Below are 11,979 nucleotides of genomic sequence, written 5' to 3' on the forward strand. Positions count from 1 at the left end.
ATTGCACCTCATCTAGTTTTATTTAAAAGGAAGCCAGGGGGGGAGGCTTCCTTTTGTAAATTACATATATATATAAATGTCACCATCAATGACTTCTACTTCGTACGTTTGAATACAACCGTCATCAGGTTTTTGAACTTCACCTGTTAGTAATGAAATCTTCCAATCATGCAGTGGACAAAAGACGAATTCACCAGATACAATTCCTTCGGCTAATGGTCCGTTTTTATGAGGACAACGATTTTCTACAGCTCGAATATCGCCATTTGAAAGGCGGAATAGGGCGATAGACATACCTTTCATTTGGACCTCTTTACCGATTTGAATAGGAAGATCTTCTGCACGCATAACTTTTAATTTATCTTTCGTTTGTATCATATAGATCACAGCTCCTTATTTCACAGTTTCTACTTCATACATCGCTTTTAATGATTTCGTTTCTAGTGCTTGTCCCCAAGCTTCTTTATATGTGCCACGGGCCGTTTGGAAACGTTCATTTAACTTAGTGACCATATTTGCATCTTGCAGTATTTCTTTTATGTGATCGAAGCCTAATCGTTCTGTCCAGTAGGCAGTACGCTCTCCGTAAATACCAGTTTCACGATAATATTGCATGTAAGCTGTAGCGATGTGAAGAACATCATCTTCAGTAGGGACAATCATTACAAAATCAGCTTCACGTACTTCTGTACCACCATTTCCACCAATATAAAGTTGGTATCCATTTTCGACACAAACAACGCCAAAATCTTTCGTAAGTACTTCCGCACAGTTACGCGGACAGCCCGTTACACCCATCTTCATTTTATGAGGTGTATCTACCATTTCTAATGATTGTTCAAGGAGCATACCAAGTCCTAATGAATCTTTCGTACCGAAACGGCAGAAACGAGAGCCAACACATGATTTTACATTACGAAGAGATTTTGAATACGCATATCCAGAAGTCATATTTAAGTCAGCCCATACGTTAGGTAAATCTTGTTTCTTAACACCGTATAAGCCAATTCGACTTGCACCGGTAATTTTCACAAGTGGAACATCATACTTTTTCGCAACTTCAGCAATTTTCATTAAATCATCTGCTGTTGTAACGCCTCCGTACATACGTGGAATAACAGAGAATGTACCATCGTGCTGGATGTTACCATTCATTCTTTCATTAACGAAACGGGAGGCTTTATCATCTTCATATTCTTCTGGAATCGCCATACGTAAATAGTAGTTCAAAGCAGGACGACATTTTGAACAGCCATCTTCATGTACAAAACCAAGAACATTTCGTACTTCTTTTGGTGATTTTAAGCCTTTTTCATGAATTGCCGCTACGACTTCATCACGTGATAAAGGTGTACATCCGCACATACCAGCAGACTGGGCTGAGGCATCAAAAGCATCTCCGAGTGTATGAGATAAAACTTGTTCTACAAGCGGACGACATTTACCACAAGACCCTGCGGCTTTCGTACAGCCTTTAACTTCTTCAAAAGTCGTTAACTCTTGTTCTAAAATGGCATGAACGATTGTTCCTTTCGTAACACCATTACATCCACAAATCGTGTCATCCGCACTCATTGTAGCAACATCAAGTTCACTTTCTTCACCAGCTTTGTGAAGAATGGACGCTGGTGTATATTCTTGTATATCTTCTTCTTTCTTTAACATGCTAAAGAGGCGTGTACCATCAGCTGTGTCACCATATAAAACGATACCAACGACTTTATTGTCACGAATTAATACTTTTTTATAGGAACGTTTGCATTCATTAAAGATGGATATTGCTTTCGTTTGATCATCTTCATAAATTTGGCCTGCAGAGAATAAATCACAACCAGCAACTTTTAATTGCGTACCGACGATACTGCCCGAATATCCATCAGTTTGTAAATTTGTTATATGTTTTGCTAATATTGCACCTTGTTCATAAAGAGGGGCAACAAGTCCATATGCGATACCGTCATGTTCTGCACATTCGCCAACTGCATAAATGGACTCATCATTTGTTAGCATATAGTCATTGACTACAATGCCGCGATTGACAATTAAACCAGCATCTCTTGCTATTTGCGTATTTGGTCGGATACCGACAGCCATTACGATTAAATCACAATCTACAACTTCACCATCTTCAAATTGAATGCCCTCAACATGGTTTGTACCAAGAATTTTTACAGTTTTCTTTTCCATTAAAAACTTCATGCCTTGTGCTTCTAAATCTTCACGCAGTAGAGAAGCTGCTTTCGTATCTAGTTGTTGCTCCATTAAGCTAGGCATTAAATGAACAACATGTACGTCCATTCCTAAGTCAATAAGACCTCTTGCTGCTTCTAAACCAAGTAATCCACCACCAATGACAACGGCCTTTTTCTTTTCTTTAGCAGTATCCATCATAAACTGTGTATCTTCAATAGTTCGAAAACCTGTTACACCAGGAAGAGTGGAACCTTCAACCGGTAAAATAAAAGCACTAGAACCTGTTGCAATAATAAGCTTGTCATATGTAAGAGTACGATTCTTTTCTGTAATAATAACTTTTTCTTCTCGGTCAATACTTTGAACTCTTTCATTTGTATACAAAGTTATTTCGTTTTCTTCATACCAACTGTATTCATTCATAATGATATCTTGTATATTTGTTTTACCTTGTAAAACATGAGAGAGCATAATGCGATTATAGTTTGGGTGTGGTTCATCTCCAAAAATAGTAATCTCATATGAATCACAATCATGTTTTAATATTTCTTCCATACAACGTATGCCAGCCATACCATTTCCGATCATAACTAAACGTTTTTTCATTTTCGTTTCCCCTTTTTATGTGAAATGTTGAACAAAGGATTATATTTTTATTATAGAAAATCAAGAAAGGGGGAGATGTGATATTTATCACATTTTTATAATGATTCACAAATTGTTAAAATTCTGATTTATGTGAGGGTGATGTGGATAGGTTTCGCAAAATGAAAAAGCAGGACATCAGTATGTATACTCATGTCCTGCACTTTATTTACGCTCTCGTAATGGCACGTGGAAATAAAATATTATTTTCTACATGAATGTGCTCAAATAAATCAGACTCTAACGCTTCAAGGCGATTGTAAACAAGTCGATAAGTGCCGCAAGCTCCTTCTGGAGGAGTAAAGTCATGTGTAACTTTACGAAGCTCTTTAATAATGTTGCCAGCGTGGTTATGTTCATTTTCTAGTTCATCTACTACTTTACGTAACTTTGCATAGTTTTCATCAGTTGGATTTTTTTCAAATTCTAAAATTAATGGGAAATCTTCTGTTTCTTCTTTAATTAAATGCTGTTCTAATTCCATTTTAAGTTCATGAAATAGCTTATGAATTTTAGCTAAATGCGGCTGATTTGCTCCATGAACACGTAATACTTTCGTCACATAAGGACTTAACTGTGGTAACTCTTCATTTAAATAACGATGATGCTTATGAATTACATAATCAATCAATTCACGATAAGAAGCATTTTTCCAATCAATTTCAGATTCATTTAATCGTTTCGTATTATGATAAAGCGTATTTAACTCTGTAATTACTTCAGTAGCTGATAAATTTCTTTCATGAATTGCATCAATAAGTGGCTTATTACCGCCACAACAAAAATCTATTCTATAGGATTTAAAAAGATCACTAGCTTTCGGAAACTGTGTAACAATCTCACCGACAATAGAAGTTTCAGTAAATGTATGTTCCATATGAATGCCTCCATAAAGTTTAAATGTAATATCTAAATTAAGAATAGCGATAAATGAAAAACAACGTGGTGATTGAAATCACTTATTATGTGTCTGATTTGAGAATAATAGGATTATTCTTCAACAGAGGACATTATAGAAAAGATGGCGAAGAATTTTGGGATAGGAAGTATATCTTTTATAGGAGGTTTTTATGGAATATGTTTATCATATGGTACCAGAAGAACTAAAAGGAGAATATTTAATCCCATTAAATGAATTGAAAAGGGTATATCCAAATTTATATCGTGAGTATATACAAAAATATAAAGATCATACTCAAAGAGAGAACTTATTAACACGTAAAATACCAAAACTAGAATGTTTATGGAATGATGTCGTGCATTTTTTACCACTGCATCCTTATGAGATTTATAAAGTATTATTGGAAATAGGAGTAAACATTCATACAAATAAATTGTTTTATAAAATTCCTATTAGCGCACTGAAGGGTCAGTGTATGGCAATATACAAGTACACAAAGCACAATTGGGGTGGACCAAATAGAGAATTAAAAGAATGCGAAATAGAAATCATCAACTTTAATGAATATAGAGAATTAAAGCAATTAAATACCTGCACCAAAGAATATTACAGGGAGAAATATGAAAAGGGTAGAAGATTTGGGATGTTTCACTTAATTCCACATGTTCTTGTCAAAGGGAAAGTGGAGGTGAAAAATATTGAAATCATTAATTGGAGTATTGCTCCAGTTAATGGTTAATAGTACAAGTATTTAAAAAATAAGATGCCATTTTGAATTGATATAGGGCTTAAAAGAATGGAAGAGTAATTAGATCTTATACGTAATAATAAAAAAGAAGCTTACTAGAAGCTTCTTTTTTATTGCTATTTTTCACATGCGACTCCATCGCCATCACGATCAAGATGTGAGGCATAACCTGGTTGTCCTTTATATAGGGGAGCTTTCCCAGCAGCTCTAACTGCGGCACAATTTTTGTAATATGCACTACTAGTATTTCCTGAAGCAGGTTGTGTTTGAGTTTGCTGTGTTTTTTGCTCTTCTTGTTGTTTACGAGCTTGTTCATCAGCCTGGCGTTTTTGTTCTTCTTGTTGTTTACGAGCCTGTTCATCAGCCTGGCGTTTTTGTTCTTCTTGTTGTTTACGAGCCTGTTCATCAGCCTGGCGTTTTTGTTCCTCTTGTTGTTTACGAGCTTGTTCATCAGCCTGGCGTTTTTGTTCTTCTTGTTGTTTACGAGCTTGTTCATCAGCCTGGCGTTTTTGTTCCTCTTGTTGTTTGCGAGTTTGTTCATCAGCAAGACGTTTTTGTTCTTCTTGTTGTTTACGAGCTTGTTCATCAGCCTGGCGTTTTTCATCCTCTTGCTTACGAGCTTGTTCCTCGGCTTGACGCTTCTCATCTTCTTGCTTTTGAGCTTTTTCGTCTGCTTCTTTTTTTTCTAGTTCTTTTTTGTCGCTATCTTTTTGTTCTGTAGTGTTAGAAGCAACTTTTTTACTAGTTGCTGTCGTTTTTTCAGAAGTAGGATTTGAAATACTTGATAACGCACCAAAAATAACAAATAAAATAGCAGTGATAATAAATTGTTTTTTTGCTACACCTGTCTTTTTAATTACAGATAAGATTGCTAGTACAAGGAAGAAAATAAATAAAATGAAACTTAAAATAGTAAAAAATTCGATGACTGGATGTTCTGAATTTGTTGAGCCAGTTACCATCAATATAATCGAAATCATAAAAAGAATAACAGTAGGACGACCATACTGTGTTGCTTTTCCATTTTTCTTGAAAAATGAAATAATACATAAGATTAAAAGAATAAAAGCAATAAAAAATAAAGCTGCACCAATATTACTCAAAATTGCCATTTTTATACCTCCATTTGTAAGATTTTCATTATTGATTATATAGGAACTTACTGGATATTACACAATTTATATAAATTTAGAAAATTAATATTTTTAATAGACTTATAAACATTTATTTTGTATATAAGGAAAAATAGATATATTTCCTATTACGTTTTTAAAGAGAATTCATAAAGTATAGTATATCGATTGAAAGGAGGAGATTTGAATGGAATTTCAATTGTTAGTGAATTGTGTGTTACAAGAAGGTAATGCTTACTTTCTAGTAACGAAGGTAGACGATGTAATTACTTTGAAAGTACCGATTACAGCGGGAGTAGCAGGTTTATTCTTAGCTTTCGGTGTACCAAGATGTTCTTAATTTAAATCTCTGCAGTAGAAAGAGGAGGACAAGCCTCTTTCTACTATTACATAATAATTTTATGTAAACTAAAATTATATTTTATTAATAGCACATTTAAAATGGACATGCATATACTATAATGTTTTTTAAGTTATGAAAATTAAAGAGGTGCTATTATATATGAAAAGAAGGACATTTGATATTCCAGTTACATTGCGAAGAGAGTGGTTTTTAATAGAATTAGCCCATTTAACGAAGAAATATGGAATTGAAATTGCAACTAGCAAGATGGAAGCTGCACCGTTTTTAAGAGATCAAGTTACGGAATCAAAAATAGGGTCAGGGCTCCAATACGATAAATATGATGATGAGTATATCATTGAAAATTAAAGGATAAGAGCAAAACAAATTTCTTTATAACAAAATATAAAATAAAGCAGATTCTAAATATGGAATCTGCTTTATTATGAAATACTTTTAGTCAACTAACCTCTTTCTAGTGTTTTTCCTACATATTTCACTTGCGTTATTCCAAAAGATTCACGAAGAATGCGAGCATAATCTTTTAATTCTATTGGACGTTTATTTTTGGTGCCTTTAAAGGTTTCTGTATAATTTTTATTTGTTAATGATATGTGACCATAATTAGTTAATTTACAAGTGATAGCTCCTTTATTAAAAGGAGATTCTTTATGTTCTACAATGATTTTCTGGATATTATTAACCTTTTTCTCATCTATTGGATTTAAAGTGAAGGCATAGCCTATTTTCCATTCATCTGAAGGTTCAGATTGCAAGAAATTTGTAGATTCCCCGTTAGCTCCTTTTCTCATTTCTAAAATGTGTGTACCTTTTCGGGTAATTCGTTTGCGAATTCGATATTCACCCGTTTGAGAAGAGATGACTTTTCCGTTAAAAGGGACTGGATGTAAAGGTAGATGAGAGGCAAAACCGGCGTCTATAACATAATCTTTATTATTATGATGTAATATGATAATGACATGACCATCATCGGGTTTCCATTTATTATCATAAAGGTCATAAACAGTACCAGCTACTTTATATACTTGAAATCCACAATCCATTAAAAAGTAATACAATAAGGAGTTTAATTCATAACAAAGACCGCCTCGTTTTTGAATAAGTAACTTTTCTATTAAGTTATTTTTTGAGATGTTTTTAATAGTACCAGCCATAATATCGAGATTTTCATAGGGGAGAATCAATCCCATTTTTAAGAGAATTGCATCTAAATCATCAAATGTTATTTCTTTTGCAGGAATTTTTAATCGTTTAAAAAACTCCTTTTGTAAATCGGTCATCATAAAGCATTCTCCTTTCTTTTTACAGAATTTTCTTCTGCTCACCAATAGGTTAGTACTTCTAAAAGTTTAATTCAAGTCTGCGAAAATTATCATAATATATGTTTCTGGAAATATTAGTATCTATTCATAAAATTCAGTTTAATATTTAATGATAGGAAAGTCTTACAATATTAGCCTCTATTTTGTTTAGTTTGTATTTAATTAAATAAAAGCACATATATTCATTAACTTTTTTTATAACTAGCTGGTAATAAAGTGTTTTTTTACTAAAGTTTTTTCAAGATTTGTATGCTTTATATAAACAATAATAATTGGGGGATATTAGATTCAGTAAAGTTAACAATTGTTGAGAAACTTTTTTGTAGCATTCACTCAAAAGGAAGAGATAGAAACAAAGAGAATAACGTGTGTTAAGGAAGAAGGGGGACTAGTAATCTCTTAAGAATAGGGACAGGGTCTTGTTTAAGTACAAAGATTATCTAGTATTAAGAGAGAAGATAAAAAATATTACAACGAGCGCCTTCTTTCAAAAAATGTGGGGGGAGTAACATGCGATTGATGAGAAGATGTGTTGCCTTACTAATTGTATTTTTTATCATGGTTCCAATGATTAGCACAAATGTGCGAGCAGAAGTTGTAAAAGAGCTTAAAACAGGCTTTCCAGATCAAGAAGTCTTTACACCTGGAGAATGGTTTTTAGGTCAAAAACCTGCTAATTATGATGAAAGTAAGCCTCCAATTCTCTTTGTGCAAGGAAGGAATGGGAATGCTGATAGTTGGTATGGAAAGACAGTATATCACGATATGAATGATATGTATGACTATGCTTTGAAAGCAGGCTATCAAACAGTATTTATACAATTATATGATGCTGCTGGGAAAGGGTCAGCTAGTCAGTGGGATAACGGAGAATTGTTAGCACAAAAATTAGAAGAAATATATAATCATTTCGGTAAAAAAGTTAATATTGTAGCACATAGTAAAGGTGGTATCGATACACAAGCTGCATTAGTAGAATATGGGGCAAATCGATTTGTCGGAAATGTTATTACACTTGCGACGCCACATCATGGATCAAACTTAGCGGATTTATCATATAGTTGGTGGGCAGGATGGCTTGCTTCTATATTAGGTCAAAAAGATGATGGTACGTATTCATTACAAATGGGCGAAATGGCAAAATTTCGTTCAACGATTGATAATAATCCAGCAGCTAAATTAAACCGTTATTATACAGTTACTGGGACTAGCTGGGGCCCTGTATTTTCGGCGTTATCAATGGGTGGATTATATTTGTCATCATACGGTTCAAATGATGGACTAGTAAATGAGTGGAGTGCTAAGCTGCCGTATGGAACGCATTTATTTACAGATTCTAGATTTGATCATGATAATATACGAAAAGGATCTGCTGTGTTCTCACGAATTGAACCGTATTTACGTACAGCAAATGTACCGGTTCCAGCTTTAGTAGCATCCAGCACTAGTTCAAATGAAAATATAGAACAATTAAATACAACTTCAAATCAAAGCATTTTAGGAGGGGAATTGCCACAAAATCAGTGGATAGAGCAAACTGTTGCGGTTGATAAAAAGGCAGAAGGAATTGTTTCTATATTAACTGCTTCGTCGGATGTAGAAGTACAAATGATATCACCAAAAGGAAAAGTGTATACAAATAAGGATAGTGTTATAACTACTGGTGAAGATGAATCTTTCTTTGGTGGCGCGACAATTAAAACATTTAAATTTGATAAAATGGATGTAGGAGAATGGAAAGTTAAAATGATGGCGAAGCAGTCGAAAGATGCATATTTAGTTGTAAGCGATTACAAGAATAGCGCACCATTTGTTCTTCAAATGCCTACAAAAGTAAAAGCAAATAAATCTGAGTATAAACTGAAAAAATCACCTGTGGCACCTGAAATGAAAGGAAATCTTTCCATAACAGTAAGAGTCGTGAATAAAGAAGGGAAACTAGTCTCTGAATATAATGAATTACAAAATGTGAATAACAATACATTTACTGGTGCTTTGAAGGACATAAAGCAACCAGGAGTATATAACGTTACGATGGATATAAAAGGGATGAATAAAGAAGGACAACCATATAATCGTACAATCGTTAAGTCGGTTTATGTGGAGAAATAAGAAAGAATGAGAAAAAAGCACCGAACTTTTGTAGTAGTAAAGTTCGGTGCTTTTTCATGTTTATTAGATTAACAAAAAGGTACAAAGGGAATTTTTGAAGGCACAAAGGTTAAGTATTTGGTAGCGAATTCTTGAAATGTAGCAGGAATGCTTTTTAAATTGTAATTGCACCTGCAAAAGTAAAACGAGTATCTTCAGTTACAATGATGTGATTGTTTAAGTGAATTTATATCTTTTAAATATTTGTATATATAAGGTTTGGAGTCGTTGACCTTTATTTACGTAGCACGGCAGGAAGAAGAGAAAAAGTATCGAATGAATGTACATATGTAGTATTGTTTGCTTTTGGTGTGAATAGTAGTTAAAGATACGTTGAAATATTTTATACGGTAACAAAAGAGTAATTAAATAATAGAGGGAGCAACTTACATGGAAAATATATTAAAAGTATCTTCAAAATCAAGCCCCAATTCAGTCGCAGGCGCAATTGCAGGTGTACTAAGAACAAGTGGAAATGTAGAAATTCAAGCGATTGGAGCGGGTTCATTAAACCAAGCGATTAAAGCAATTGCAATCGCAAGAGGATTTGTTGCTCCAGGTGGTATTGACTTAGCCTTTGTTCCAGCATTTCAAGAGGTTACTATTAATGATCAAGAAAGAACGGCGATTAAATTGATTATAGGTCCTAGGAAGAAAAGGTCTTAAAAGAAAGTGTTGATATGAATCATTTGAAAAGGTTGATAGATAAAGTAATAAAAAGACCACTCTCATTTTGAAGTGGTCTTTTGTATTTTCGTATTTCATATTGTGGATACGCCCCACATACTGAATTCGTAGTGATATTCAGTGCGCTCAATAACGATCCCGAATTCTAAATCATCCCCAACTAATACAAAATCTGCATATCCAGTTAGAAATTTTGATATGGTTGATAACTCTTCTAAATTCTCAAATACTTCACCAATGTTCAGTTTAACTGCTTCAATTTTACCACCCTTAGAGAAAAAGAGCCTCCCTTGATCAACTGGAAATTTAATGGTTTTAGCTGTTTCTTTTAACAGTACTATTGATAGTCTTCTGTTTTCTTCATAATTAGTGCTACCAAAGTTTTTTATGTTTGAAGTTTGTGTTAGCGTGTTAAATAAGTCTTTACAAAATAAATCATTAGATTTTGGATCCATAAATGAGTCCATAGAAACTGTAACAATATTAGAAAGTTCGTCTACGAGTTCTTTTCTACTACCAGTTCTTTTTGCTTTCATTTTTAGAATTTCAATTCGGCTTTTATTCATATTACTCAAAAATTTTCACACCTTTACTCACGTAGTGGATGAATAAAACCACTTACTTCGACAAAGTAATAATAACATATGGGAGTAATCTTGGTGGGAATTAGAAAAGAAAATCTTGTTGAAATGACAGCTGAAATTGATTTAGAAATAAACGGAATATATATTGTTGAAAATGGTCAGGTTCAGCTAATAGAACCACCCAAAAGTGGATTTGGTGAACAATCATTTGTATATCAAAGTGGAAAAGTAATTCGGATAGAAGAGCGGAAGACAAGATTAATTTAATACTATTTTAGAAAAGATATAACGTGAAAAATAAAAAGTGCCACAAATGTTTGTACAGCAGACATTTGTGGCACTTTTATCTTTTTATATAGCATAAAATGAATGAAACTAAAACTGCTCATTCTTCTCCCAAGATTCTACAATATAATGCGCAATTGTCGGATTAAATCCTTTCCCAACTAAAAACATAATCGCAGCAACTTCTGTTAAAGCGTGTTTGTGTGATGTATGTTTCGCTTCATTTAAACCATAATCTACCCAAGGTTTTACGAAATCTAGTACAGGTTTCTTTAAAGGTAAGAACTGTGTACCGACAACTTGTTGAATCTGTTGTTGCGTTGGTTCTGTAATTGGTCCAGGTGGTAAAATTTGAGGCTGTGTAATATCCAGTGTTGGTCCAGGCGGTAAAATTTGTGGTTGTGTAATATCTAATGTTGGCGGTTTAGGTGGTGAGACACGTGCGTCGTAGTTTGGTGGATACATTTGTTGTTGTACTTGAGTTTGTTGTGGCTGAGTTTGGTATGGGTTTTGTTGAAACTGTTGTTCTTGAGTTTGTGCTGCTACATATGGATTTTGTTGAAATTGTTGTTCTTGAGTTTGCGGTGCTACATATGGATTTTGTTGAAATTGTTGTTCTTGAGTTTGCGGTGCTACATATGGATTTTGTTGAAATTGTTGCTCTTGAGTTTGTGGTACTGCATATGGATTTTGAGGATATTCGTAACTTGGACGTGTGTCATATGCATTTTGTTGAAATTGTTGTTCTTGAGTTTGTGGCGCTGCATATGGATTTTGTTCATATTGTTGCTCTTGTTCTTCATATTGTTCTGTATATCTTTGTTCTTGTTGCTGGGGGTAAAATGGTTGTTGTGGGTAAGGCGGTTGATTATTATAGAACATATTTATTCCTCCTTCATGATGATGCCTACCACCTAGTGTATGGGCGGACAAGAAAATATGTGATGAAAAAATGCGGGCGTGTTA

General features: G+C 33.9%; 13 protein-coding genes. 6 read left to right on the forward strand and 7 right to left on the reverse strand.

What is annotated here, in order from left to right:
- Positions 1 to 60: 60 nt before the first annotated feature.
- From nirD to ric, 3 genes are all read right to left on the reverse strand, one after another.
- Positions 61 to 378 (reverse strand): nitrite reductase small subunit NirD, encoded by a 318-nt coding sequence (nirD, locus tag NLJ82_RS10550; protein WP_000616674.1) that lies wholly within the window; start codon positions 376 to 378, stop codon positions 61 to 63.
- A 15-nt stretch (positions 379 to 393) separates the two neighbouring features.
- Positions 394 to 2,799 (reverse strand): NADPH-nitrite reductase large subunit, encoded by a 2,406-nt coding sequence (gene nirB, locus NLJ82_RS10555; protein ID WP_000746898.1) that lies wholly within the window; start codon positions 2,797 to 2,799, stop codon positions 394 to 396.
- A 208-nt stretch (positions 2,800 to 3,007) separates the two neighbouring features.
- A complete protein-coding gene (gene ric, locus NLJ82_RS10560) occupies positions 3,008 to 3,715 on the reverse strand; it encodes an iron-sulfur cluster repair di-iron protein (protein ID WP_000401354.1) in 708 nt (235 codons plus the stop codon).
- A 193-nt stretch (positions 3,716 to 3,908) separates the two neighbouring features.
- Here ric and NLJ82_RS10565 point away from each other — a divergent pair, with 193 nt between their 5' ends.
- On the forward strand, positions 3,909 to 4,478 hold the full coding sequence (locus NLJ82_RS10565) for a hypothetical protein (RefSeq protein WP_000456965.1): 570 nt from the start codon (positions 3,909 to 3,911) through the stop codon (positions 4,476 to 4,478).
- Between the two features lie 125 nt (positions 4,479 to 4,603).
- On the opposite strand, the gene NLJ82_RS10570 is transcribed toward NLJ82_RS10565, so the two are convergent.
- Positions 4,604 to 5,599: an excalibur calcium-binding domain-containing protein gene (locus NLJ82_RS10570; protein WP_000996473.1), complete on the reverse strand. Its 996-nt coding sequence runs from the start codon at positions 5,597 to 5,599 to the stop codon at positions 4,604 to 4,606.
- A gap of 208 nt (positions 5,600 to 5,807) precedes the next feature.
- Between NLJ82_RS10570 and exsG the strand changes: the two genes are divergently transcribed.
- Positions 5,808 to 5,960, forward strand: coding sequence for an exosporium protein ExsG (gene exsG / locus NLJ82_RS10575; protein ID WP_000395675.1), 153 nt, complete (start codon positions 5,808 to 5,810; stop codon positions 5,958 to 5,960).
- 162 nt (positions 5,961 to 6,122) lie between these two features.
- A complete protein-coding gene (locus tag NLJ82_RS10580; RefSeq protein ID WP_000830253.1) occupies positions 6,123 to 6,332 on the forward strand; it encodes a hypothetical protein in 210 nt (69 codons plus the stop codon).
- Positions 6,333 to 6,427: 95 nt separating this feature from the next.
- Here NLJ82_RS10580 and NLJ82_RS10585 read toward each other — a convergent pair whose 3' ends face one another.
- Positions 6,428 to 7,267 (reverse strand): arylamine N-acetyltransferase family protein, encoded by an 840-nt coding sequence (locus NLJ82_RS10585; protein WP_000988051.1) that lies wholly within the window; start codon positions 7,265 to 7,267, stop codon positions 6,428 to 6,430.
- A 549-nt stretch (positions 7,268 to 7,816) separates the two neighbouring features.
- Between NLJ82_RS10585 and NLJ82_RS10590 the strand changes: the two genes are divergently transcribed.
- Together NLJ82_RS10590 and spoVS are read left to right on the forward strand one after the other, a co-directional pair.
- Positions 7,817 to 9,418 carry a lipase family alpha/beta hydrolase gene (locus NLJ82_RS10590; RefSeq protein ID WP_001238721.1) on the forward strand — a complete coding sequence of 534 codons (1,602 nt, stop codon included), beginning with the start codon at positions 7,817 to 7,819 and terminating at the stop codon, positions 9,416 to 9,418.
- Between the two features lie 429 nt (positions 9,419 to 9,847).
- Positions 9,848 to 10,123 (forward strand): stage V sporulation protein SpoVS, encoded by a 276-nt coding sequence (spoVS, locus tag NLJ82_RS10595; RefSeq protein WP_000427804.1) that lies wholly within the window; start codon positions 9,848 to 9,850, stop codon positions 10,121 to 10,123.
- A gap of 95 nt (positions 10,124 to 10,218) precedes the next feature.
- Here spoVS and NLJ82_RS10600 read toward each other — a convergent pair whose 3' ends face one another.
- Positions 10,219 to 10,719 carry a YxiF family protein gene (locus tag NLJ82_RS10600; protein WP_000069081.1) on the reverse strand — a complete coding sequence of 167 codons (501 nt, stop codon included), beginning with the start codon at positions 10,717 to 10,719 and terminating at the stop codon, positions 10,219 to 10,221.
- Between the two features lie 84 nt (positions 10,720 to 10,803).
- On the opposite strand from NLJ82_RS10600, the gene NLJ82_RS10605 reads away from it, so the two are divergent.
- The gene (locus NLJ82_RS10605) at positions 10,804 to 10,995 is read left to right on the forward strand and encodes a DUF3954 domain-containing protein (RefSeq protein WP_000512846.1); all 192 of its coding nucleotides are present in this window, start codon (positions 10,804 to 10,806) and stop codon (positions 10,993 to 10,995) included.
- A 108-nt stretch (positions 10,996 to 11,103) separates the two neighbouring features.
- On the opposite strand, the gene NLJ82_RS10610 is transcribed toward NLJ82_RS10605, so the two are convergent.
- Positions 11,104 to 11,895 carry a hypothetical protein gene (locus NLJ82_RS10610; RefSeq protein ID WP_000499680.1) on the reverse strand — a complete coding sequence of 264 codons (792 nt, stop codon included), beginning with the start codon at positions 11,893 to 11,895 and terminating at the stop codon, positions 11,104 to 11,106.
- Positions 11,896 to 11,979 lie beyond the last annotated feature (84 nt).

It is taken from the genome of Bacillus paranthracis (assembly GCF_024296885.1).
Taxonomy (GTDB): Bacteria; Bacillota; Bacilli; order Bacillales; family Bacillaceae_G; genus Bacillus_A; species Bacillus_A paranthracis.

What these genes read in the sequence shown, in the direction of transcription:
- nirD (WP_000616674.1), bottom strand. Translation starts at nt 378, where the DNA reads ATGATACAAACGAAAGATAAATTAAAAGTTATGCGTGCAGAAGATCTT.
- nirB (WP_000746898.1), bottom strand. Translation starts at nt 2,799, where the DNA reads ATGAAAAAACGTTTAGTTATGATCGGAAATGGTATGGCTGGCATACGT.
- ric (WP_000401354.1), bottom strand. Translation starts at nt 3,715, where the DNA reads ATGGAACATACATTTACTGAAACTTCTATTGTCGGTGAGATTGTTACA.
- NLJ82_RS10565 (WP_000456965.1), top strand. Translation starts at nt 3,909, where the DNA reads ATGGAATATGTTTATCATATGGTACCAGAAGAACTAAAAGGAGAATAT.
- NLJ82_RS10570 (WP_000996473.1), bottom strand. Translation starts at nt 5,599, where the DNA reads ATGGCAATTTTGAGTAATATTGGTGCAGCTTTATTTTTTATTGCTTTT.
- exsG (WP_000395675.1), top strand. Translation starts at nt 5,808, where the DNA reads ATGGAATTTCAATTGTTAGTGAATTGTGTGTTACAAGAAGGTAATGCT.
- NLJ82_RS10580 (WP_000830253.1), top strand. Translation starts at nt 6,123, where the DNA reads ATGAAAAGAAGGACATTTGATATTCCAGTTACATTGCGAAGAGAGTGG.
- NLJ82_RS10585 (WP_000988051.1), bottom strand. Translation starts at nt 7,267, where the DNA reads ATGATGACCGATTTACAAAAGGAGTTTTTTAAACGATTAAAAATTCCT.
- NLJ82_RS10590 (WP_001238721.1), top strand. Translation starts at nt 7,817, where the DNA reads ATGCGATTGATGAGAAGATGTGTTGCCTTACTAATTGTATTTTTTATC.
- spoVS (WP_000427804.1), top strand. Translation starts at nt 9,848, where the DNA reads ATGGAAAATATATTAAAAGTATCTTCAAAATCAAGCCCCAATTCAGTC.
- NLJ82_RS10610 (WP_000499680.1), bottom strand. Translation starts at nt 11,895, where the DNA reads ATGTTCTATAATAATCAACCGCCTTACCCACAACAACCATTTTACCCC.